The sequence below is a fragment of the Nocardia sp. IFM 10818 genome (assembly GCF_054655275.1).
The window spans coordinates 5,422,224-5,442,732 of sequence record NZ_BAAHJH010000001.1 but is presented as its reverse complement, the minus strand read 5'-3'; the positions used below and the strand labels follow the sequence as shown (position 1 = coordinate 5,442,732).

The 20,509-nt window shown below is 68.3% G+C and carries 22 protein-coding genes; 17 read left to right on the top strand and 5 right to left on the bottom strand.

Annotated elements, in window-relative coordinates; all coding sequences use genetic code 11:
- The first annotated feature begins 57 nt into the window (after nucleotides 1-57).
- Complete coding sequence (locus tag ACYQ5L_RS25270) at nucleotides 58-816, top strand: hypothetical protein (RefSeq protein ID WP_459960778.1); 759 nt, start codon at nucleotides 58-60, stop codon at nucleotides 814-816.
- An 18-nt stretch (nucleotides 817-834) separates the two neighbouring features.
- Here ACYQ5L_RS25270 and ACYQ5L_RS25265 read toward each other — a convergent pair whose 3' ends face one another.
- Together ACYQ5L_RS25265 and ACYQ5L_RS25260 are read right to left on the bottom strand one after the other, a co-directional pair.
- Complete coding sequence (locus tag ACYQ5L_RS25265) at nucleotides 835-1,323, bottom strand: nitroreductase/quinone reductase family protein (RefSeq protein ID WP_459960777.1); 489 nt, start codon at nucleotides 1,321-1,323, stop codon at nucleotides 835-837.
- A 50-nt stretch (nucleotides 1,324-1,373) separates the two neighbouring features.
- Complete coding sequence (locus tag ACYQ5L_RS25260) at nucleotides 1,374-1,775, bottom strand: hypothetical protein (protein ID WP_459960776.1); 402 nt, start codon at nucleotides 1,773-1,775, stop codon at nucleotides 1,374-1,376.
- Nucleotides 1,776-1,940: 165 nt separating this feature from the next.
- On the opposite strand from ACYQ5L_RS25260, the gene ACYQ5L_RS25255 reads away from it, so the two are divergent.
- Together ACYQ5L_RS25255 and ACYQ5L_RS25250 are read left to right on the top strand one after the other, a co-directional pair.
- The gene (locus ACYQ5L_RS25255; RefSeq protein WP_459960775.1) at nucleotides 1,941-2,780 is read left to right on the top strand and encodes a helix-turn-helix transcriptional regulator; all 840 of its coding nucleotides are present in this window, start codon (nucleotides 1,941-1,943) and stop codon (nucleotides 2,778-2,780) included.
- A gap of 48 nt (nucleotides 2,781-2,828) precedes the next feature.
- Nucleotides 2,829-3,977 carry an alkaline phosphatase family protein gene (locus ACYQ5L_RS25250; protein WP_459960774.1) on the top strand — a complete coding sequence of 383 codons (1,149 nt, stop codon included), beginning with the start codon at nucleotides 2,829-2,831 and terminating at the stop codon, nucleotides 3,975-3,977.
- A 51-nt stretch (nucleotides 3,978-4,028) separates the two neighbouring features.
- Here ACYQ5L_RS25250 and ACYQ5L_RS25245 read toward each other — a convergent pair whose 3' ends face one another.
- Nucleotides 4,029-5,717, bottom strand: coding sequence for an LCP family protein (locus tag ACYQ5L_RS25245; protein ID WP_459960773.1), 1,689 nt, complete (start codon nucleotides 5,715-5,717; stop codon nucleotides 4,029-4,031).
- A gap of 89 nt (nucleotides 5,718-5,806) precedes the next feature.
- Between ACYQ5L_RS25245 and argC the strand changes: the two genes are divergently transcribed.
- Genes argC through ACYQ5L_RS25210 form a run of 7 tightly spaced genes read left to right on the top strand, consistent with a single transcriptional unit; the run spans nucleotide 5,807 to nucleotide 12,416 of the window.
- Complete coding sequence (gene argC, locus ACYQ5L_RS25240) at nucleotides 5,807-6,865, top strand: N-acetyl-gamma-glutamyl-phosphate reductase (protein ID WP_459960772.1); 1,059 nt, start codon at nucleotides 5,807-5,809, stop codon at nucleotides 6,863-6,865.
- Nucleotides 6,862-8,073 (top strand): bifunctional glutamate N-acetyltransferase/amino-acid acetyltransferase ArgJ, encoded by a 1,212-nt coding sequence (gene argJ / locus ACYQ5L_RS25235; protein WP_459960771.1) that lies wholly within the window; start codon nucleotides 6,862-6,864, stop codon nucleotides 8,071-8,073. The genes argC and argJ overlap by 4 nt, the downstream gene beginning before the upstream one ends.
- Nucleotides 8,070-8,969: an acetylglutamate kinase gene (argB, locus tag ACYQ5L_RS25230; protein ID WP_459960770.1), complete on the top strand. Its 900-nt coding sequence runs from the start codon at nucleotides 8,070-8,072 to the stop codon at nucleotides 8,967-8,969. The genes argJ and argB overlap by 4 nt, the downstream gene beginning before the upstream one ends.
- The gene (locus tag ACYQ5L_RS25225; protein WP_459960769.1) at nucleotides 8,966-10,165 is read left to right on the top strand and encodes an acetylornithine transaminase; all 1,200 of its coding nucleotides are present in this window, start codon (nucleotides 8,966-8,968) and stop codon (nucleotides 10,163-10,165) included. The genes argB and ACYQ5L_RS25225 overlap by 4 nt, the downstream gene beginning before the upstream one ends.
- Nucleotides 10,162-11,118: an ornithine carbamoyltransferase gene (gene argF / locus ACYQ5L_RS25220; protein ID WP_459960768.1), complete on the top strand. Its 957-nt coding sequence runs from the start codon at nucleotides 10,162-10,164 to the stop codon at nucleotides 11,116-11,118. The genes ACYQ5L_RS25225 and argF overlap by 4 nt, the downstream gene beginning before the upstream one ends.
- Nucleotides 11,115-11,633: an arginine repressor gene (locus ACYQ5L_RS25215; RefSeq protein ID WP_459960767.1), complete on the top strand. Its 519-nt coding sequence runs from the start codon at nucleotides 11,115-11,117 to the stop codon at nucleotides 11,631-11,633. The genes argF and ACYQ5L_RS25215 overlap by 4 nt, the downstream gene beginning before the upstream one ends.
- 18 nt (nucleotides 11,634-11,651) lie before the next feature.
- Complete coding sequence (locus ACYQ5L_RS25210) at nucleotides 11,652-12,416, top strand: carbon-nitrogen hydrolase family protein (protein ID WP_459960766.1); 765 nt, start codon at nucleotides 11,652-11,654, stop codon at nucleotides 12,414-12,416.
- A 38-nt stretch (nucleotides 12,417-12,454) separates the two neighbouring features.
- On the opposite strand, the gene ACYQ5L_RS25205 is transcribed toward ACYQ5L_RS25210, so the two are convergent.
- A complete protein-coding gene (locus ACYQ5L_RS25205) occupies nucleotides 12,455-12,664 on the bottom strand; it encodes a hypothetical protein (RefSeq protein WP_459960765.1) in 210 nt (69 codons plus the stop codon).
- Nucleotides 12,665-12,828: 164 nt separating this feature from the next.
- Here ACYQ5L_RS25205 and ACYQ5L_RS25200 point away from each other — a divergent pair, with 164 nt between their 5' ends.
- From ACYQ5L_RS25200 to argH, 6 genes are all read left to right on the top strand, one after another.
- A complete protein-coding gene (locus ACYQ5L_RS25200) occupies nucleotides 12,829-13,437 on the top strand; it encodes a hypothetical protein (RefSeq protein ID WP_459960764.1) in 609 nt (202 codons plus the stop codon).
- A gap of 193 nt (nucleotides 13,438-13,630) precedes the next feature.
- Nucleotides 13,631-14,842: an RNA-guided endonuclease InsQ/TnpB family protein gene (locus ACYQ5L_RS25195; RefSeq protein WP_459960763.1), complete on the top strand. Its 1,212-nt coding sequence runs from the start codon at nucleotides 13,631-13,633 to the stop codon at nucleotides 14,840-14,842.
- Nucleotides 14,843-14,899: 57 nt separating this feature from the next.
- Nucleotides 14,900-15,172, top strand: a complete 273-nt coding sequence (locus tag ACYQ5L_RS25190; RefSeq protein ID WP_459960762.1) for a hypothetical protein — start codon at nucleotides 14,900-14,902, stop codon at nucleotides 15,170-15,172.
- Between the two features lie 56 nt (nucleotides 15,173-15,228).
- Nucleotides 15,229-16,620 carry a phenylacetate--CoA ligase family protein gene (locus tag ACYQ5L_RS25185; RefSeq protein ID WP_459960761.1) on the top strand — a complete coding sequence of 464 codons (1,392 nt, stop codon included), beginning with the start codon at nucleotides 15,229-15,231 and terminating at the stop codon, nucleotides 16,618-16,620.
- Nucleotides 16,621-16,820: 200 nt separating this feature from the next.
- On the top strand, nucleotides 16,821-18,026 hold the full coding sequence (locus tag ACYQ5L_RS25180) for an argininosuccinate synthase (protein WP_379201876.1): 1,206 nt from the start codon (nucleotides 16,821-16,823) through the stop codon (nucleotides 18,024-18,026).
- Nucleotides 18,027-18,240: 214 nt separating this feature from the next.
- Nucleotides 18,241-19,662, top strand: a complete 1,422-nt coding sequence (argH, locus tag ACYQ5L_RS25175; RefSeq protein ID WP_379201874.1) for an argininosuccinate lyase — start codon at nucleotides 18,241-18,243, stop codon at nucleotides 19,660-19,662.
- Between the two features lie 62 nt (nucleotides 19,663-19,724).
- On the opposite strand, the gene ACYQ5L_RS25170 is transcribed toward argH, so the two are convergent.
- The gene (locus tag ACYQ5L_RS25170; protein WP_459960760.1) at nucleotides 19,725-19,901 is read right to left on the bottom strand and encodes a hypothetical protein; all 177 of its coding nucleotides are present in this window, start codon (nucleotides 19,899-19,901) and stop codon (nucleotides 19,725-19,727) included.
- 251 nt (nucleotides 19,902-20,152) lie between these two features.
- Here ACYQ5L_RS25170 and ACYQ5L_RS25165 point away from each other — a divergent pair, with 251 nt between their 5' ends.
- Nucleotides 20,153-20,476, top strand: coding sequence for a DMT family transporter (locus ACYQ5L_RS25165; RefSeq protein WP_459960759.1), 324 nt, complete (start codon nucleotides 20,153-20,155; stop codon nucleotides 20,474-20,476).
- The last annotated feature ends 33 nt before the right edge of the window (nucleotides 20,477-20,509 follow it).

The following is a 20,509-nucleotide window of genomic DNA, read 5'->3' as shown; positions in this document are numbered from 1 at the left end:
CGGCGGATGCCCGTTTTCGCATTGCGGCGACCGCGGCGCTGCGGCTAGCGTCGCGGCGTGAGTGAATCGGGAACCGATGAGGCCGAGCGCTACGCGGACGAGACGTGGCGCGCGCTGGACAGCATCTGGAACGGGTGGGGGCGACTGGATCCGGCGCTGGCGTCGCCGCGCTATCAGTCGCGGTTCATTCCCACCGAGATATGGCAGCACATGGGGGTGCAGGAGCCGGAACCGCCGAGCGTGGAGCACCCGAGCTTCGCGGTGGTGCGGCGGCAATACGGTGCGCTGCTCACCTCGTACGGGCTGTCCTTCCCCGACACCTGGGGCGATGCGGCGCCGGTCAGCGGCGTCGGCGTCGAGGTGTACGGCGCGGCCGCCGGAATGCCCGCGGATTGGCCTGCGGCGCAGATGATCTCGGACAGCTGGCTCGGGCAGATGGTGTGGTCGGTGGCACAGACGGTGTCGAAGCACGGGATGCGCTTCATCGAGAACCTCGAACACTTCGGCACGCTGTCGATGACCTTGTCCGGCTTGGGTTTTCCGGACGAGGCGCGTGGCACGTACGTCGACGATCAGGGCGATGCGTGCGTGCTGCTGGGCCTGACCGATGCGAGCGTCCCCGCGACGGTGGACGGGCCGCTGGGGCCGATCCGCCTGGTCAACGTCAAACTGCTGACGACCGCCGAGACGCACTTCTGTGTCTCGGGCGGACGATCCGGCACCGGCGTCACCGATGCGCGCGGCGAACTGGCGCAGCGCTTCGCCGACCAGGGCGATGCGCTGTGGTCGAGCATTACCCGGCAGTCGGTGGTCTGAGCAGGCGGCTGTGCCCGATCACGCCCGGGTGAGCACCGCGATGGGGAACTTCCGGGTGCTCAGCGCCCGGTAGGTGGCGAAGTCCGGATACCCGGCCACCAGTGTGCGCCAATGCTTCTCGTACTCGGCCGGATCGGTGACCACGCGCGCGGTCACCGGCCAGGACTCCCGGCCGACCCGCACCCGCGGCCGTTCGGTCGCGAGCAGATTGCGCCACCAGTTCGGGGTGCCCGGATTCCCGCCATTGGATCCGCACACCAGCAGATCGTCGCCATCGCGCACCAGCATGAGCATCACCGGCCGCGGCTCCCCGGATTTACGGCCGGTGACCATGAGCTGGAACACCGGCTTGCCTTGCAGCGTCGTGAATCGGGTGCCGCCGAACCGGTCGTACAACCGGCGGTGCAGCCGCGCGTAGAACCGCGTGACGGCGCCCAGGCGCGTGGTCGAGAAGTGATTGAAGCGCCCGCTCAGGGTGAGGGGCTTCGATTCGGTCTTGTCAGCCATTGGTCATTCCTGCCTGCCGCGTATCGCGGCTCACTGTACACAGTGTCCAGTCACTTGGCGCGCAGTCCGCGGCGCATGGCGTCGATGGTGGACTCCGGAGAGGTGTTGAAGGCGAACCGGATACCGGGCGCCACCTCGGTGACCGTATTGATCAGCCGCTCGAACAGCTCGGTGAGCTCGGGCGCCATGCGCACACCCGCGCCGATCATGGCGACCCGGAACGGGCCGTCGGCGGCGCACTCGCGCACCTTGGCCTCGGCCGCGTCCGGATCGCGCGGCACCAGGCAGGCCACGAAGTCGATGCCCGCGGCCCGCATGGCGTCCTCGCCGGCCTTGATGCGCGCGGTGAGCGTCGCCTCGTTCTGGTCGGGATAGGGGGTGAAATCGACGGCGCTGGGATGCAGGCCGATCGACAGGACACGCTCGCTACCGTTCGAATTCGCTTCTGCCACGGTGCTCTCCTTCGATGATTCGGACGACCACAGCACTGCCATCAGGCTAACGATCAGGACGAGCGGCGCCGCCGCGATGAGTGCTCGCCGCCGCGGGCAGCAGTGGCTGGAAGGCATGGGTGACGCGCCGGCGGTACCGCCCCGCCGCGCCCGCGGTGCGCGACCATGGGGAGGTGGACAGAACCGAATTGGCCACGGTGCTGCGCACCGCCCGCGCCCGGCGATGTCGGGCTCCCGGCCGGCGCGCGGCATCAGGTGCCGGGCCTGCGGCGCGAGGAGGTCGCCATGCTGGCCGGGGTCAGCGTGGACTACATCGTCCGGCTGGAACAGGGCCGCGGCCCGAAACCCTCCGATCAGGTGCTGGGCGCGCTGGCCCGCGCGCTGCGACTCGACGAGGACGATCGGAACCTGATGTTCCGCCTGGCGGGTTCCGAGCCCCCGGCCGCAGGTCGCATTCCCCTGCTCATCCGCCCGAGCGTGTACCGCCTGCTGGACCGCATGGCCGATCTGCCCGTCGTGGTGCTGTCCGCGAAATCCGATGTGCTGGCCTGGAATCCGATGGCGGCCGCGCTGTTCGGCGATTTCTCGGAATGGCCGCCGAGCGAGCGCGACCTCATCTATCAGCGTTTCCTGGGCGGTGGTCTCGGTCGCGCCTGGCTGACGCCCGAGGAGGAGGCCGCCACCGCCGACTACTGCGTGGGCTGCCTGCGCTCGGCGCGCGCCCGCTATTCCGATGATCCGGGCCTGACCCAGCTGATCGGCGAATTGCGTTCCCGCAGTCCGCGATTCGATGAGCTCTGGCGCAGCGGGCGCTCCCATCAGCTGCGCTCGTCCACCAAGACCATCGCCCATCCCGAGTTCGGGCACCTCACCTTGGACTGCGACACCTTGCTCGTTCCCGATTCCGATCAGACCGTCATCGTCTACTCCGCTGCCCCCGGCACCCGGGAAGCCTCCGCCCTGGATCTGCTGCGCGTCACCGGCCTGGAACGATTCGGCCGCTGAGCCGTTTCGTCCTTGCTCCGGGCACCGGGTCTTGGAATGGTGGTGCTCGTGTTCACACTGCCGCAGTACGGCCTGAATTCGCTGGCCGACGTGTTCCCGTCCCTGCTGGCCGGTCTCGGCGTGCCGGGTGAGATCGACCGGCTCGGACTGGAATTGGACGCCAGGCGGGTCTGCGTGCTGCTCATCGACGGGCTGGGGGCCGAGCAGCTCGCGGAGTACGCGGCGGACGCGCCGTTCCTGTCCAGCGCCGTCCCGCGCACCATTACCGCGGGCTTCCCGACCACCACGGCCACCAGCCTGAGCTCACTCGGCGTCGGGGTGCCGCCCGGCGAGCACGGCCTGGTCGGCTACCTGCTGCAGGTGCCCGGGCAGGACCGGCTGATGAGCCCGCTGAAATGGCGGCTCTTCGGTGACGGCCCCACGGTGGATCTGCTGAAAGAGCTTGCGCCCGAGCAGTTCCAGCCGCATCCGACCGTCTTCGAGCGGGCCGCCGCCGACGGCGTCTCGGTCACCCATGTCGGCCCGATCTTCCAGGCCGGTTCCGGCCTGACCCGAGCCTCGTTCCGCGGCAGCGAGTTCCGCTTCGACGTCTCCCTCGGCGACCTCATCGACGGCACCCTCACCGCTCTGAACCAGGGTGAGCGCTCCCTGGTCTACGCCTATCACGCCGACCTCGACACCACCGGCCACGTCCGCGGCCCCGGATCCCCGGCCTGGCGACTGGAATTGGGCATGGTGGACCGCACCGTGCGGGCCATCGCCGAGCGTCTTCCGAAGGACGCCGCCCTGCTCGTCACCGCCGACCACGGCATGGTCGCCATGCACGATCACGTCGACTTCGACACCACCGCCGCCCTGCACGACGGCGTCCGGAATCTGGGCGGCGAGGCCCGCGCCCGCCACGTCTACACCGAGCACGGCGCCGCCACCGATGTCGCCGCCACCTGGCGTGAGGTGCTCGGCGACAACTTCGCCGTGCTCACCCGCGACGAGGCGATTCGCGACGGCTGGTTCGGCCCGGCGGTCTTCGCCGAGAATGCCGCCCGCATCGGCGATGTCATCGCCGTCGCGCGCAATCGCGGCGGCATCACCCGTTCGGCGATCGAACCTCTCCAGTCCGGCTTCCTGGGCCAGCACGGCTCGCTGACCTCCGCCGAAATGCATGTCCCGCTTCTCCTCTACCGCGGCGACAGGTGACGAGGCGACAGGTGACGAGGCGACAGGTGACGAGGCGACAGCCGAATCGGTTCAGTTCACGCAGGGGATGCCGCCGCCGATGGTCGTGGTGACCGGCTTTCCGGCGTCGGGGGCGTCGGAGGTCGTGGTGGTGGCCGGAGTGCGGGGTGACGTCGTCGCGGTGGTCGCACCGGAGGTGGGGTCCAGGGCGTCGGGAAGTTCGAAATCGGTGCCCAGGACCAGTTTCACGTGGCCGGGAGTGACTTCCGACGAGGCCGTGGCGGTGATCCCGCCGAGCATGTCGGAGAGTTGCTCGGCGTCGGTGTCGGCGCCCGCGCCGTAGTAGATGGCGGTGGCGGTGCCGTCGGAGTAGGTGGCGGTGCTGACGGTGCCGGCGGGGAAGCCCTTGGCGGTCAGGGATTTCGAGATCTGGGCGGCCAGGCCGGAGGTGCCGCTGGCATTGACCACGTCGAGGGTGGAGACGGGCGTGGTGACGGGGGTTGTCGGCGGTGCCGGATCCTCGATGCCGAAGGCGGCGCGGACCTCCTTGCGGATGGCGACCGGATCGATGATGTTCACATCCTGGCCGTTGATCATGTCGTAGCGCAGGACCGGGAGGGTGCGGAACTCCACCTGGGGGGAGTCGGCGCGGCCGAGGGTGATGAGGAAATCGGTGAGGCTCCAGCCGTCGGAGAGCACGATGTCGCGGTGCGCCACGTCCATGAGGTCCTGGAGTTTGCCGACATTGGTGAAGGTTCCGGCCTGTTTGAGGGAATTGGCGACCGAGGTGAGGAAGGCCTGCTGGCGGTGGGTGCGGTCGAGGTCGCCATTGGGCAGGCCGTGCCGCTGGCGGACGAAGGCCAGGGCATTGGCGGCGTCGAGATGCTGGCGGCCGGCGGGGAAGACCGCGCCGGAGTAGTAGCTGTCGTCGACGGCATTGTTGAGGCAGACGTCCACGCCGCCGAGGGCCTCGGCGAGATGGTAGAAGCCGACCAGCGAGACCTCGGCGAAGCGGTTGATGGGAACGCCGGTGAGCGCCTTCACCGTTCGCACGATGGAAGCTCGGCCCGCTTCGCGCCCTTCGCGTTCCAGCTGCACCTTGTCGGTGACGCCCTGCGCCTCGAGCTTCTGCTCGGCGTAATACTTGGCCAGGCCGTACGCCTCTTTTATCTTGACGTTGGTGTAGCCGGGGATGCCGGTCACCGGCACGTAGTCGTCGCGCGGGATGGAGAAGGCGACGATCTTCTTCATATCCTTCGGAATGTGCACGAGGATGAGGGAATTGGCGTTGTAGCCGCCCTCGGAGCCGTCGCCGGCGTGCAGCTGGTCGAGGATGTCCTTCGGCAAGTCGTTGCCGTTGAGGTCTTTTCGGGTGTCCAGGCCGATGAGCAGGATATTGATATCGCCGTCGAGGCTGCGGTCTTCCTCGGCGATGCCGCCGGCGGATCGGATGAAGCCGTCCTCGAGGCTGTTCTCGCCGTACCAGGCCACGCCGGAGACGCCGATGATGGTGACCGCCGCCACGGCGGAGATGGCCTGTCCGATGCGTCGCAGGCGATGTGATTCCGATCGCCGCCGGTGCGAGACCGGGCCGGCGTGCCTGCCGCCGCGGGCGCGACGACGGGCATGGCGGGTCCCCGCGGTGGCCGTGTCCGAGGGGGTGCCGCGGCCCTCCGGGGTGGTGGCGGGCGCATCGGATGCTCGGTGGTTGCCGCGGTGGCGGCGGACGGCCGGGATGGGTTCGGTGTCGTCGTCGTGCATGGCTCTATCGAGTGTGCCGGAAAACCGCACTTGACGCCCGAACTCCACCCGATGGTGAATGAGCTTGCACAGTCGTGCATAATCATCACATGGCGGATACCTCGGGTGGACCCACGATGCGGGTCGCGGTGGCTGGTGCGAGCGGGTACGCGGGCGGCGAAGTCCTGCGACTGCTACTCGGACATCCAGCGTACCGAGCCGGGCGCCTCGAGATCGGGGCGCTGACCGCCGGGTCGAATGCCGGAAGCACGCTGGGGGAGCTGCAGCCGCATCTGCTGCCGCTGGCGGACCGGGTACTGCAGGCCACCACGCCGGAGGTCCTCTCCGGGCACGACGTCGTCTTCCTGGGACTGCCGCACGGGCAGTCCGCCGCGATTGCCAAGGCATTGCCGGAATCGACCGTCATTATCGACTGCGGTGCGGATTTCCGGCTCACCGATGCGGCGGCGTGGGAGAAGTACTACGGCAGCCCGCACGCGGGCAGCTGGCCGTACGGTCTGCCCGAACTGCCGGGAGGTCGCGAGCGGCTGCGCGGCGCCACCCGGATCGCGGTGCCGGGCTGCTATCCGACCGTGGCGAGCCTGGCGCTGGCCCCGGCGGTCGCGGCCGGAATCATCGAGCCGACCGTGAACGTGGTCGCCGTGAGCGGCACCTCGGGGGCCGGGCGCAAGCTCGATGTGGGTTTGCTCGGCTCCGAGGTGATGGGCTCGCTGCGGGCCTACAACATCGCGGGCGCGCACCGGCACACGCCGGAGATCACCCAGAACCTGAAGGCCGCGGGCGGAACCGACGTCGCCGTATCCTTCACCCCGGTGCTGGCCCCGTTGCCGCGCGGCATTCTGGCCACCTGCACCGCCCCGGCTCGCGTGGACGCCGCCCAGGCCCGCGCGGTCTACGAAAAAGCCTATGCCGATGAGCCGTTCGTGCACCTGCTGCCGGAAGGCGTACTGCCGCAGACCGGTGCGGTGCTCGGATCCAATGCCGTCACCCTGCAGGTGGCGGTGGACGCCGAGGCCGGCCTGCTGGTGGTGATCGGCGCCATCGACAACCTGACCAAGGGCACCGCGGGCGCCGCGGTGCAATCCATGAACCTGGCCGTCGGATTCGACGAGACCGCAGGACTTTCCACCGTAGGAGTGGCTCCGTGACTTCAATCAACGACGGCAAGCTGGTCCGGACCCAGGGCGTCACCGCGCCGCTGGGTTTCCGCGCCGCGGGCATTGCGGCCGGGATCAAGGCCAGCGGGAAGCCGGATCTGGCACTGGTTCTGAACGAGGGGCCGGACTACGCGGCGGCGGGCGTGTTCACCCGCAACCGGGTGAAGGCCGCGCCGGTGCAATGGTCACAGCAAGTGCTGAAGGGCGGGCGGCTGCGGGCGGTAATCCTCAATTCCGGTGGGGCGAATGCCTGCACCGGTCCGGGTGGATTCCAGGACACGCACGCGACCGCTGAGGAGCTCGCGAAGGCGTTGAGCAACTGGGGGACCGAGACCGGTGCGGGTGAGATCGCGGTCTGCTCAACCGGTCTCATCGGAGACCGGTTGCCCATGGACAAGCTGATCCCGGCCGTTACCGAGATCGTGCACGAGATGGGTGGCGGACTGTCCGGCGGTGCGGAGGCAGCCCGGGCGATCATGACCACCGACACCGTGCCGAAGGAAGCCGCGTTCCATCACAAAGACAAGTGGAATGTGGGCGGCATGGCAAAGGGGGCGGGCATGCTCGCGCCGTCGCTGGCGACCATGCTCGTGGTGCTGACCACCGATGTGGTGGCCACGCCGGAGCAGCTGGATGCGGCCCTGCGCAATGCCACCCGCATGACCTTCGACCGCCTCGATGTGGATGGCTCCTGCTCCACCAACGACACCGTGCTGCTGCTGGCCAATGGCGCCAGCGGCGTCGCACCCAGCCAAGACGAGCTGAACGCCGCGGTCATGGCGGTCTGCGACGATCTGGCCGAGCAGCTCATGGCCGATGCGGAAGGCGTCACCAAGCGGGTGCACATCACCGTGACCGGTGCGATCAGCGAGGAGGACGCGCTCGTCGGCGCGCGTGTCATCGCCCGCGACAGCCTGGTCAAGACCGCGTTCTTCGGCTCCGATCCGAATTGGGGCCGGGTGCTGGCCGCGGTCGGCATCGCTCCGATCTACTTCGACCCGGACCGCATCTCGGTGTCGTTCAATGGAAATCCGGTGTGCGTCAACGGCACCGGCGCGCCCGGCGCGCGGCAGGTGGATCTGTCGGGCCCCGACATTCACGTGCTCGTGGATTTCGATCTGGGTGACGGCGAGGCCACCATTCGCACCACGGACCTCTCGCACGGGTACGTCGAAGAGAATTCGGCCTACAGCTCATGAGCACGCCGATCGACGGGCTATCGGCCCTGGACAAGGCGCACGTCCTCGCCGACGCGCTGCCCTGGCTGCAGAAGTTCCGCGACAAGATCGTCGTCGTGAAGTACGGCGGCAACGCCATGATCGACGAGGAACTCAAGCGGGCCTTCGCCGCCGATATGGCGTTCCTGCGCACCGTCGGCGTGCATCCGGTGGTGGTGCACGGCGGCGGGCCGCAGATCAGCGCCATGCTGAAAAGGCTGGGCCTGCAAGGCGAATTCCGCGGCGGCTTCCGGGTCACCACGCCCGAGGTGATGGACATTGTGCGCATGGTGCTCTTCGGCCAGGTGGGCCGGGAGCTGGTCGGGCTCATCAATGCCCACGGCCCGTACGCGGTCGGCATCTCCGGTGAGGACGCGCACCTGTTCACCGCCACCCGGCGCACGGTCACCGTGGACGGCGAGGCCACCGATATCGGTCTGGTCGGCGACGTCACCTCGGTGAATCCCGATGCGGTGCACGATCTCATCGCCGCCGGGCGGATTCCGGTGGTGTCCACCATCGCGCCCGATGCCGCCGGCGTGGTGCACAACATCAATGCCGATACCGCCGCGGCCGCGCTGGCCGAGGCCATCGGCGCGGAGAAGCTGGTCATCCTCACCGATGTCGAGGGCCTGTACACCGATTGGCCCGACCGCTCCTCGCTGACCTCGCGCATCGACACCGATGAACTCGCCAAGTTGCTGCCCCGCCTCGATGCGGGCATGGTGCCCAAGATGGAAGCCTGCCTGCGCGCGGTGGCGGGCGGCGTCCCGACCGCGCACGTGATCGACGGCCGGGTGCCGCATTCGGTGCTGCTGGAACTGTTCACCGGGGAAGGCATCGGCACGATGGTGACCCCCGTTCAGGAGACCTCATGAGTACAGCCGACATCCAGCAGCGGTGGTCCGCCGCGCTGATGAACAACTACGGCACCCCGAAGGTGGCGCTGGTGCGCGGCGCGGGCGCGGTCGTCTACGACGCGGACGGCAAGCGCTACCTGGACTTCCTGGGCGGTATCGCGGTCAACAGCCTCGGCCATGCGCATCCGGCCATCCTGGAGGCGGTCACCCAGCAGCTGGGGACGCTCGGGCACGTGTCGAATCTGTATGCCAGCGAACCGGTCATCGAACTGGCCGAGCGATTGCTCGCGCACTTCGGCGACGGGCACGGCAAGGCGTTCTTCTGCAATTCCGGCACCGAGGCCAATGAGGCCGCGTTCAAGATGGCGCGGCTGACCGGCAAGCACAAGATCGTCGCCTGTGAGGAGGCGTTCCACGGACGCACCATGGGCGCACTGGCTCTGACCGGCCAGCCGTCCAAGCGGGAACCGTTCGCACCCATGCCGGCCGGTGTGGTGCACGTGCCCTACGGCGATGCGGACGCGCTCGCGGCGGCCGTGGACGATGACACCGCGGCGGTGTTCCTGGAGCCGATCATGGGCGAGAGCGGTGTGGTCGTGCCGCCGGCCGATTACCTGGCCAAGGCGCGCGCCATCACCAAAGAGCATGGCGCACTGCTGATCCTGGACGAGGTGCAGACCGGTATCGGCCGGACCGGCGCGTTCTTCGCGCATCAGGCGGCGGGCATCGTGCCGGATGTGATCACCCTGGCCAAGGGGCTCGGCGGCGGTCTGCCCATCGGTGCGGTGCTCGCCCAGGGCACGGCGGCCGAGCTGCTGCAGCCCGGTCTGCACGGCACCACCTTCGGCGGCAATCCCGTCTGTGCCGCAGCGGCGCTGGCCGTGCTGCGCACCATCGACGAGGAGGGCCTGCTCGCCCATGTCGAGTCGGTCGGCAAGATTCTCGTCGACGGTATCGAGGATCTCGGGCACCCGCTCATCGACCACGTGCGCGGCGCGGGCCTGCTCATCGGCATCCAGCTGACCCGGGACCTCTCGGCTCAGGTCGACGAGGCCGCCCGCGCGGCCGGATATCTCCTGAATCCCGCCAAGCCCACTGTGATCCGGCTGGCGCCGCCCCTGGTGCTCACCGAAACCCAGGCCGACAATTTCCTGTCCGACCTGCCCGGCATCCTGGATGCCGCGCAGGCCACAGCGGAGAAGGACACCAAGTGACGCTGCATCATTCGACGATCCGGCATTTCCTGCGCGACGACGACCTCTCGCCCGCCGAGCAGGCCGAAGTCCTCGCTCTGGCAGCGGAACTCAAGGCGGACCCGCTCGCCCGCAAGCCCCTCGCGGGCCCGCGCGGCGTGGCGGTCATGTTCGAGAAGAACTCCACCCGCACCCGCTTCTCCTTCGAGATGGGCATCGCCCAGCTCGGCGGCCACGCCGTCGTGGTGGACGGCCGCGACACCCAGCTGGGCCGGGAGGAGACCCTCGCCGACACCGGCCGCGTGCTGTCCCGCTATGTCGACATGATCGTCTGGCGCACCTTCGGCCAGGATCGGCTCGACGAAATGGCGGGCGCCGCAACGGTTCCGGTGGTCAATGCGCTGTCCAACGAATTCCACCCCTGCCAGGTCCTGGCCGATCTGCAGACGCTGAAGGAACGCAAGGGCGACCTCACCGGCCGCAAGCTCGCCTTCCTCGGCGACGGCGCCAACAATATGTCGCACTCGCTGCTGCTGGGCGGTGTGACCGCGGGCCTGAACGTGACCATCGCCGCCCCCGAGGGTTTCGAGCCGCTGCCGTGGATCGTGGACCTGGCCCAGAAACGCGCCGCCGAGACCGGCGCGACCATTACCGTCACCAATGACCCGATCGCCGCGGCGGACGGCGCCGACGCCCTGGTCACCGATACCTGGACCTCCATGGGCCAGGAGGACGACGGCCGCGACCGCGTCGCCCCCTTCCGCCGCTTCCAGATCAATACCGCCCTGCTGGCCGGCGCCGCACCGGATGTGACCGTGCTGCACTGCCTTCCGGCCCACCGCGGCGAGGAGATCACCGACGAGGTCATCGACGGCCCGCACAGCGCGGTCTGGGACGAGGCCGAGAACCGCCTGCACGCCCAGAAGGCGCTACTCGTCTGGCTGCTGGAGAAATTCGAAAGCGGCCCGCGATGACCATCGAGCGACGTAGCCAGGCGACCGGCAAGGGTGCGGCCATTGCCCGCACCCGCGCCGGCCGCCAGGCCCGCATCGTGGCCATCCTGTCCCAGCACGAGGTCCGCAGCCAGTCCGAGCTGGCCGCGCTCCTGTCCGCCGAGGGCATCGAGACCACCCAGGCCACGCTGTCGCGTGACCTCGACGAACTCGGCGCGGTCAAGCTGCGCGCCGCCGACGGCGGCGCGGGCGTCTACGTGGTGCCCGAGGACGGCAGCCCCGTCCGCGGCGTCACCGGCGGCACCGAACGCCTCTCGAAACTGCTGGGGGACCTGTTGGTCTCCACCGACTCGAGCGGCAATATCGCGGTGCTGCGCACCCCGCCGGGCGCCGCCCACTTCCTGGCCAGCGCCCTCGATCGCGCCGCGCTGCCGGAAATCGTCGGCACCATCGCCGGGGACGACACCATCGCCGTCATCGCCCGCGAACCGCTCACCGGCGCCGAACTGGCGGCGAAGATCGAACAACTCGCCTGAGTGGAATACGTTGTAGCCGTGCAGACTTTGACGGTTGCGGCGGCGCAGACGAGTTCGGTCCTCGGCGATATCGGCCGGAATGTCCGGGCAGCGCTGGAATGGGCCGCGAAGGCGGCCGCCGATGGGGCGGAAATCGTTGTGTTTCCGGAGCTTTCACTGGTCGGCTACGAGCTGACGCAACTCGATGATCCCTCGCTGTGGGTGACCTTCGAGGATCCGCGGCTGGATCCGTTGCGGGAGACGCCGATCACGACCGTGGTGGGGGCGGCGGTGCGGACCGCCGAGGGGAAGAAGCTGCTCGCCTCGCTGGTGTTTCATCCCGGCGGGCGAATCACGGTGTACGGCAAGCGATATCTGCACGGGGCGGAGAATCGGTGCTTCGAGCCCGGTGACGAGGTGGGGCTGGTGGCGCTCGGCGGATGGCGGGTGGCGCTCGCGATCTGTTACGACGCGGGGGTGCCGGGGCACGCGCAGGAAGCGGCGGCCGCGGGCGCGCACGTCTATCTCGCGTCGAGCCTGTACACGATGGCCGAGGTGCGGCGAATCGACCTGCATCTCGGGGCGCGGGCCATGGATCACCGGATGTACGCGGTGGCGGCGAATCACGCGGGCTCGGGGCCCGGGTGGGAGTCGTGCGGGGGCAGCGGGGTGTGGCATCCGGACGGGCGGCGGCTGATCGAGGCCGGGCGGGAGCCGGAATTGGTGCTGCACACGCTGTCCCGGGCCGAGCTGAAGGTGCTGCGCGAACGAGACGCGCAGCTGGGATACCCGCGGCCGGATTAGACCCGGCCGCCGGGCGGACTGGCTCTGTTCGAGATCGCTCAGTTCAACGGATATTGCGCGGGTGGGGCGCCGGCGCCCGGGTTGGGACCGGCGCCGGCGCCGCCGGGCACATGGTCGGGGGTGGTGACCGAAATGAGGTCCTGGGCCAACTGGACGGCGGCTTGGCCGATGGCCAGGATATCGCGGCCGATGGTGCCGACATCGCTGGCGAGCGTGGATGAAACCTGTTGGGCGAGAGTCGAAAGCATGACGGGACCCTTCGGTTGGAACCTGGGGACATGATCAGGGTGACACAGGGGTGGTGGGGACGCGCCGGGAACCGGGGGATCCGGGTGATCTGTCCGGAAATCCCGCGCGGCGTGTGCGGGAGATTACGGGTGGTCGGCGCGGGTGGACGTGTGACGATGGGGGTGTGCCTGATTGGACCTACCATCCGTTGCGGCCGGTCGCGAATGCTGTCGTAGGGGAGCGGCGGGCACAGACGGGGGCGTTGCGATTCCTGTCCGTGCTCATCGGATTGCCTGGCGGCGGCGCCGCGATCCGGCGTGTGTTCGATCATCCCGAGGTGCCGCCGGACTGGGTGGGCCGATTCGGCGCCGCCGTGCCGGTCTCGGTCGCGCGCGACGCGGTGCGGGTGCTGCCGGTGCAGGGGGCGAGCATTGTCGAGATCGGGCCGGTCGCGGCCGGGGACGTCGACCTCGTCCGGCAAGCCGCGCGCGGTCGCGCGTGCCGGGTGGTGGCCCGCGTCGCCGACCCCGCGGTGGGTGCGCTGCTCGGGAACGTCGTGGACGATGTGGTGGTGGGAGACCCGGCGGACCGGGTGTATCTGCGCGAGCTGGATATCGCGAACGCCGTGGCGGCGCTGCGGGATCCGGCGGTGACCGTGCTGGCGGAGCCCACGGTGCTGGTGGCGGCCGGGCCGAGCTGGTTTCAGCGGGTGATCGAGGCGGCCGAGGTGACCGAGCCCGCCGCGCCCGGATTGCGGGACGCGGGAATCGATCTGCGGACCCCGCCCGGATGATCTCGAAGCTGCTGGTGTTGGCGGGTGACGGCGCGCCGATGAATTGGGCCTACTGGGAGAGTTCGGGCCGGCGTGCGCTGGATCGAACATATCTGCGAAAGAGGCGGCTACAGTTCACCTTCGTGACCGCACCAGGTCCTTAGATGAAGGCCGACAGTGAGTCGACGCTGCCTTCGGAGGGAGACTCTGCGACATGCTGCGTAGCCATAAGGTTCGGCTTGAGCCGAACAACAAGCAGGCCAGTGGTCTGGCCCGTGCGGCCGGGTGCGCGCGCTTCGCCTGGAACTGGGGTCTGGATTGGTGGCAAGCCGAGTATGAGCAGTTCAAGATCGGCGAACGGGAGAGTGCTCCCAATCAGTTGGAGGCCCGCCGCGTGTTGAATGCGCTGAAGCGCGAACAGTTTCCGTGGATGCTGGAGTCCACCAAGTGTGCGCCTCAGGAAGCGCTGATCAACCTCGGGCGCGCGTTCGGCAACTTCTTCAGTGGCCGCGCAAAGTACCCGAAGTTCAAGAAGAAGGGGGTCCATGACGCGTTCAAGCTGTCATCCGGGAATTTCGAAGTCAGCGAGAACCGGCTTCGCGTCCCTAACCTCGGCTGGATAACGATGTCGGAGCTGCCGCGCTTCGACGGCATCATCCAGGCCGTGACAATTTCTCGTCGCGCCGGGCAGTGGTTCGCCGCACTGACGATCGACACTATCGCACCCGAGACGCTGCCTCCGACCGGGCGAACAGTCGGTGTCGATGTCGGGGTCCGGGAATTTGCAACACAGGACGGTGTGCAATTTGAGACGCCACGGGCGCTGCGCAAGGCAGAGCGCAAGTTGAAGCGCGCTAACCGAGCGTTGAGCCGCAAGCGAAAGGGTTCGAAGAACAGGGCCAAGGCGCATCGTCGGATCGTGAATACTCACGCGAAAATTGCTGACACGCGCGGTGATTGGCTGCACAAGCTCACGACCTGGCTGGTGGAGACCTATGACTCGATCGCTATCGAGGATTTGAACGTGCGTGGGATGGTGCGTAATCGTCATCTCGCGAAATCCGTGCTAGAGGCGGGATTCTACGAGTTCCGTCGTCAGCTCGAGTATAAGACCGGCTTGACCGGGCGGCAGTTGGTGGTTGCTGATCGCTGGTTCGCCAGCTCCAAGATCTGCAGTGCATGTCGCGCGAAAACCAAGCAGCGCATGACATTGTCTGTCCGGGAGTGGATTTGCGAGTCCTGCGGTGCCACTCATCACCGCGACGTCAACGCGGCGATGAATCTGGATCAGTTGAACTCGCCGGGAGTTCCTCGGTGTCAGCCTGTGGAGAGTTCTCCGCCCCTACCCGCCAGCGGCAGCACCGCTGACGGGCAAGCAGCCTCTGTGAAGCAGGAACCTGACGGCACCTTGAACAAGGTCGCATAAGTTCAGGAGAACGGTGACCTGCCCGTTCGGCGGAGCGGCGATGATGCGGCAGCCGTCATGCCGCTGATCGACGGCCAGCTGGACGCGCTCACCGAGGCGTGCGACGCGATCGACCGGGATCTCGACACCATCGAGCGCGTCTATGTCTCCGGTTTCACCCCGGAGAACCCGCTGGCCTCCGTCGATGCCTTCGCCGATATCGCCGGGCGCTACGAGGACCTGGGCATTACCGAACTGGTGGTGCACTGGCCCGAACCCGGCACCGTTTTCGACAACGACCCCGCCGTCTTCGAACGCATTGCGACCGAGGTCGTTCCGGCCCTGGCCTAGCGGGGAGTATTGTCCGGGGCAGGCAGTGTTTTCGGGGCGGGAAGGCCGAGGTCGCGATGGAATCGGATACCCACAAGTCTGTTCTGGAATTGTTCCGGCGGACCGCCGAGACCGTGCCCGCCTATCGCCTGTTCCTGGCCGACAAGGGCATCGATCCGGAAGCGGTCGATGATATCGCCGCGTTCCGGCGGCTGCCGCTGACCACCAAGGCCAACTATCACCAGCAGTACTCGCTGCCAGAACGCTGCCGCGGGGGCGAGCTGCCGCACTGCGACATGATCGCGGTGTCCTCGGGATCGACTGGTACGCCGACCTTCTGGCCGCGCACGGCGGCCGATGAGAGCGCCTCCACCCGCCGCTTCGAACAGGTCTTGGTGGATGCTTTCGGCGCCCGGCTGCGGCGCACCCTGGCGGTGGTCTGTTTTCCGCTCGGCACCTGGGTCGGCGGCTTGTACACGGTTTCGTGCCTGCGCCGGCTGGCCGAGGAACTGCCGATGACCGTCATCGCCCCCGGCAACAACAAGGCCGAAATCCTGCGGGTCGTACCCGAACTCGGCCGCCACTTCGATCAGGTGGTGCTGCTGGGGTATCCGCCGTTCCTCAAGGACGTGATCGACACCGGGATACGCGAGGGCGTCGAATGGGGTCGCTACGCGGTGAAACTGGTGGCGGCGGGCGAGGTGTTCAGCGAACAGTGGCGCACGCTGCTGGCCGCCCGCGCGGGGCTGGATCCGCTGCGCGATGTGGCCTCGCTCTACGGCACGGCCGACGGGGGCGTGCTCGCCAACGAGACGCCGCTGAGCATTCGCATCCGCCGCCTGCTCGCCGATGATCCGGCGGCCGCCCGCGACCTGTTCGGCGAGCCCCGGCTGCCCACCCTGCTGCAATACGATCCGGCCGACCGCTTCTTCGAAACCGTGGACGGCACACTGCTGTTCACCTCCGACGGCGGCGTGCCGCTCATCCGTTACCACATCGCCGACCACGGCGGGCTCATCCCGCACGATCGCATGCTGGAGTTCTGCCACGAGCGCGGGCACACCCTGCCCAGCGATTCCCGCCCGCACCTGCCCTTCGTCTACGTCTTCGGCCGCACCTTCCACACCGTCTCCATCTTCGGCGCGAACGTCTATCCGGAGAACGTGGCCATCGGCCTGGAGCAGCATCCGGTCAGTGCCTGGGTGACCGGCAAGTTCGTGCTCACCGTCGTCGAGGGCAGCGATCTCGACCACCGTCTGGAGATCACCGTCGAACTCGCGCCGGGCGAATCCGCGACCGAGGCGCGCGCCCAGGCCGTCGCCGAATCCATCCGCACCCAACTGCTCCGGCTCAACAGCGAATACGCCAACTACGTCCCCGCCGATCGCCAGTTCCCGCACATCGACCTGCGCCCGGCCGGCGATCCCGCCTACTTCCCGGTCGGCGTCAAACACCGCTATACACGCTGACCGCATACACCGTGTGACGTGCGCGAACAGTGCGCGCGCCCGGCGTGGGCACCCCCCGGTTATGAATGGGATTGCATCATCATGCATAATCATTTGCAGGACGAGGGTGCGGGACGCGAGCGGCGCACCGGAGCGGCCGCGGAGTCCCGCCGAGGCGGGTAACGCAGACCTGTACGTACTAATCGAGGAGCACACGGACTATGACCAAGCGCGTCGTACTCGCCTACTCCGGCGGGCTGGACACCTCTGTTGCGATCAGCTGGATCGGTAAGGAGACCGGCGCGGAGGTCGTCGCGGTCGCCATCGATCTGGGCCAGGGCGGCGAGGACATGAACGACGTCCGCCAGCGCGCGCTCGATTGCGGCGCGGTCGAGTCCATCGTCGTGGACGCCCGCGACGAATTCGCCAACGAGTACTGCCTGCCGACCATTCAGTCGAACGCGCTGTACATGGGCCGCTACCCGCTGGTGTCGGCCATCTCCCGGCCGCTGATCGTCAAGCACCTGGTCGAGGCCGCCGAATACCACGGCGCCGACACCGTCTCGCACGGCTGCACCGGCAAGGGCAACGACCAGGTCCGCTTCGAGGTCGGCATCGGCGCCCTCGCGCCCGATCTGAAGGTCATCGCGCCGGTCCGCGACTACGCCTGGACCCGCGAGAAGGCCATCGAGTTCGCCGGGCAGAACAACCTGCCCATCAATGTCTCCAAGAAGTCGCCGTTCTCCATCGACCAGAACCTGTGGGGCCGCGCCGTCGAGACCGGCTTCCTCGAGGATCTGTGGAACGCCCCGACCAAGGACGTCTACGACTACACCGTCGATCCGACCGTCAACTTCGAGGCCCCCGACGAGCTCATCGTCACCTTCGACAAGGGTGTGCCGGTGGCCATCGACGGCCGCCCGGTGACCATGCTCGAGGCCATTACCGAGATGAACAAGCGGGCCGGTCGCCAGGGCGTGGGCCGTCTCGACATGGTCGAGGACCGGCTGGTCGGCATCAAGAGCCGTGAGATCTACGAGGCGCCCGGCGCCATCGCCCTCATCGCCGCCCACCAGGAGATGGAAGCCGTCACCATCGAACGCGAACTGGGCCGCTACAAGCGGCAGGTCGAGCAGCGCTGGGGCGAACTGGTGTACGACGGCCTGTGGTTCTCGCCGCTGAAGCGGGCCCTCGATGCCTTCGTGGCCGAGACCCAGCAGCACGTCTCCGGTGATGTCCGCATGGTGCTGCACGGCGGCAATGTGGTCGTCAACGGCCGCCGCTCCGACGAATCGCTCTACGACTTCAACCTCGCCACCTACGACGAGGGCGACACCTTCGACCAGTCGCTGGCCAAGGGCTTCGTGCAGATCCACGGCCTGTCGTCCAAGGTCGCCGCGCGTCGCGATCTGAACAGCAAGAAGTAGCACGAACTAGTCAGCGGCCCGCCGGAATTCAGGCGTCTTCCGGCGGGCCGCTCGGCTTGCACCGCGATGGCCGGGCTGCCCCGTTCGAGGGGTGGGCAACCCGGCCGGGCACACGGCGCGAGCCAACTGGTGCAATAGCGGGTGGCGCACGGTGCGGCCGTCCGCGCTGGGCGCACCCGGACACCGCGAGATTCGAGGAACAGGAGAGCATCGAATGACCGAGCAGCACGGCACCAATGAGGGCGCGCTGTGGGGTGGGCGATTCGCCTCCGGTCCGGCGGCGGCCATGGCGGCGCTGAGCAAGTCCACGCACTTCGACTGGGTGCTCGCGCCCTATGACATCCGGGCGTCCAAAGCCCATGCGCGCGTACTGCACAAGGCCGGGCTGCTGTCGGAGAGCGATCTCGAGGGCATGCTGGCCGGGCTCGATCGGCTGGCCGCCGATGTCGCCTCGGGCGCCTTCGGTCCGGCCGACTCCGATGAGGACGTGCACGGGGCGCTCGAGCGCGGCCTGATCGAGCGCGTCGGCACCGAGCTCGGCGGCCGCCTGCGCGCGGGCCGGTCGCGAAACGACCAGGTGGCCACGCTGTTCCGCATGTGGCTGCGCGATGGCGTGCGCCGCGTGGCCGCCGGTGTGCTCGATGTGGTCGACGCACTGGTCGCCCAGGCGGCCGCGCACCCGGACGCGGTCATGCCCGGCAAGACCCACCTGCAGGCCGCCCAGCCGGTGCTGCTGGCCCATCACCTGCTCGCGCACGCGCACCCGCTGCTGCGCGATATCGACCGGCTGCGCGATTTCGACAAGCGCGCCGCGATCTCGCCCTACGGCTCCGGCGCGCTGGCCGGATCCTCGCTGGGCCTGGATCCGGAAGCCATTGCCGCCGAACTGAATTTCGACGCGGCGGCCGCGAATTCCATCGACGCCACCTCGTCTCGCGACTTCGCCGCCGAGGCCGCCTTCGTACTGGCCATGGTCGCGGTCGACCTCTCCCGCATGGCGGAGGAGGTGATCATCTGGAGCACACCGGAATTCGGTTACATCACCCTGGCCGACGCCTGGTCCACCGGCTCCTCGATCATGCCGCAGAAGAAGAATCCGGACGTCTCGGAGCTGACCCGCGGTAAGGCCGGCCGCCTCATCGGCAACCTCACCGGTTTGCTCGCCACGCTCAAGGCGCAGCCGCTGGCCTACAACCGGGACCTGCAGGAAGACAAGGAACCGGTCTTCGATTCGGTCGCGCAGCTGGAACTGCTGCTGCCCGCCATCGCGGGACTGGTCTCCACCCTGACCTTCCACACCGACCGCATGGCCGAGCTGGCGCCGGCCGGCTTCACCCTCGCCACCGATATCGCCGAATGGCTGGTGCGCCAGGGCGTTCCGTTCCGGGTGGCGCACGAGGCGGCCGGCGGCTGCGTGCGCGCCGCGGAGGCCCGCGGCGTCGGCCTGGACGAACTCACCGATGCGGAGTTCGCCGCCGTCGATCCGGCGCTCACTCCCGCCGTGCGTGAGGTGCTGACCGTGCAGGGCTCGATTGCCTCCCGCAACGCGCGTGGCGGCACCGCCGGCGTGCAGGTCGCCAAGCAGCTCGAGGAAGTCCGCGCCGCTGCCGCGGAACAGCGCACCTGGCTCGGCTGATACTCACCGAAGGTAGAACGCCCGTGGTGCCCCCGGATTCGGGGCCACCACGGGCGTTTTCGTCAGCCTCGGCGGTAGTTCTGGTGTTTCGCCGTCGGGACGGCGGTACGGCCCGGGCCGTGCACCTTGCCGTTGAAGGCCTGCTGCTTGGCGACATTGCCGCGGCGTTCGCGGCGCGACAGCGGGCGGTCGGCGGCGTCATTGGGCTGGGAATCGGGATTCGGATGCTGATCGGGCATGGGTCCTCCTCAGGGATGCGTGGACCGACTCACCGGGGTGGCCGGTCGAGATCGGAAGGCCGTAGAGCGGCGGAGAATCGGCGCTGGAGGCCGAAAAGTCGTGTGCGAACGACGAAGAGGCTTAGATGAACAGCTGCATCCACATGCCGACCACTGTATGCACAACTCGGCCGGGCGTGCATCCCATTTTTTTTCCGGCGGTGATCGCACCGGTCGGCGGACCGTACCGGAAGGCCGGTTATTCTCCGGCAATGACCTTGCTGCTACTCGGATTGGCCATCGCGTGTGAAGTCACGGCGACCGTCTCGCTGAAGATCTCGGAGGGTTTCAGCAAGCTCGTGCCCTCGATCATCGTGGTGATCGGGTACGGGGCGGCGTTCTACTTCCTGTCGCAGGCGCTGAAACGCGGTATGCCCGTGGGCGTCGCCTACGGCATCTGGTCGGCGGTCGGGGTGGTGGCGGTGGCGATCATCGGCACGCTGTTCCTCGACGAGCATCTGACGCTGGTGCAGGTCGGCGGCATCGGGCTGGTGATCGCGGGCGTGCTCGCCCTCGAATTGGGCGGAGCGCACTGAGCGTCCGGCCGGAATCGCAGCGCCCAGGGCGAT

Coding starts and splice junctions, on each gene's coding strand:
- ACYQ5L_RS25265 (WP_459960777.1), bottom strand. CDS start 1,323: ATGGCTGACAAGACCGAATCGAAGCCCCTCACCCTGAGCGGGCGCTTC.
- ACYQ5L_RS25255 (WP_459960775.1), top strand. CDS start 1,941: ATGGGGAGGTGGACAGAACCGAATTGGCCACGGTGCTGCGCACCGCCC.
- ACYQ5L_RS25245 (WP_459960773.1), bottom strand. CDS start 5,717: ATGCACGACGACGACACCGAACCCATCCCGGCCGTCCGCCGCCACCGC.
- argC (WP_459960772.1), top strand. CDS start 5,807: ATGGCGGATACCTCGGGTGGACCCACGATGCGGGTCGCGGTGGCTGGT.
- argB (WP_459960770.1), top strand. CDS start 8,070: ATGAGCACGCCGATCGACGGGCTATCGGCCCTGGACAAGGCGCACGTC.
- ACYQ5L_RS25225 (WP_459960769.1), top strand. CDS start 8,966: ATGAGTACAGCCGACATCCAGCAGCGGTGGTCCGCCGCGCTGATGAAC.
- ACYQ5L_RS25215 (WP_459960767.1), top strand. CDS start 11,115: ATGACCATCGAGCGACGTAGCCAGGCGACCGGCAAGGGTGCGGCCATT.
- ACYQ5L_RS25205 (WP_459960765.1), bottom strand. CDS start 12,664: ATGCTTTCGACTCTCGCCCAACAGGTTTCATCCACGCTCGCCAGCGAT.
- ACYQ5L_RS25195 (WP_459960763.1), top strand. CDS start 13,631: ATGCTGCGTAGCCATAAGGTTCGGCTTGAGCCGAACAACAAGCAGGCC.
- ACYQ5L_RS25190 (WP_459960762.1), top strand. CDS start 14,900: ATGCCGCTGATCGACGGCCAGCTGGACGCGCTCACCGAGGCGTGCGAC.
- ACYQ5L_RS25185 (WP_459960761.1), top strand. CDS start 15,229: ATGGAATCGGATACCCACAAGTCTGTTCTGGAATTGTTCCGGCGGACC.
- ACYQ5L_RS25180 (WP_379201876.1), top strand. CDS start 16,821: ATGACCAAGCGCGTCGTACTCGCCTACTCCGGCGGGCTGGACACCTCT.
- argH (WP_379201874.1), top strand. CDS start 18,241: ATGACCGAGCAGCACGGCACCAATGAGGGCGCGCTGTGGGGTGGGCGA.
- ACYQ5L_RS25170 (WP_459960760.1), bottom strand. CDS start 19,901: ATGCCCGATCAGCATCCGAATCCCGATTCCCAGCCCAATGACGCCGCC.
- ACYQ5L_RS25165 (WP_459960759.1), top strand. CDS start 20,153: ATGACCTTGCTGCTACTCGGATTGGCCATCGCGTGTGAAGTCACGGCG.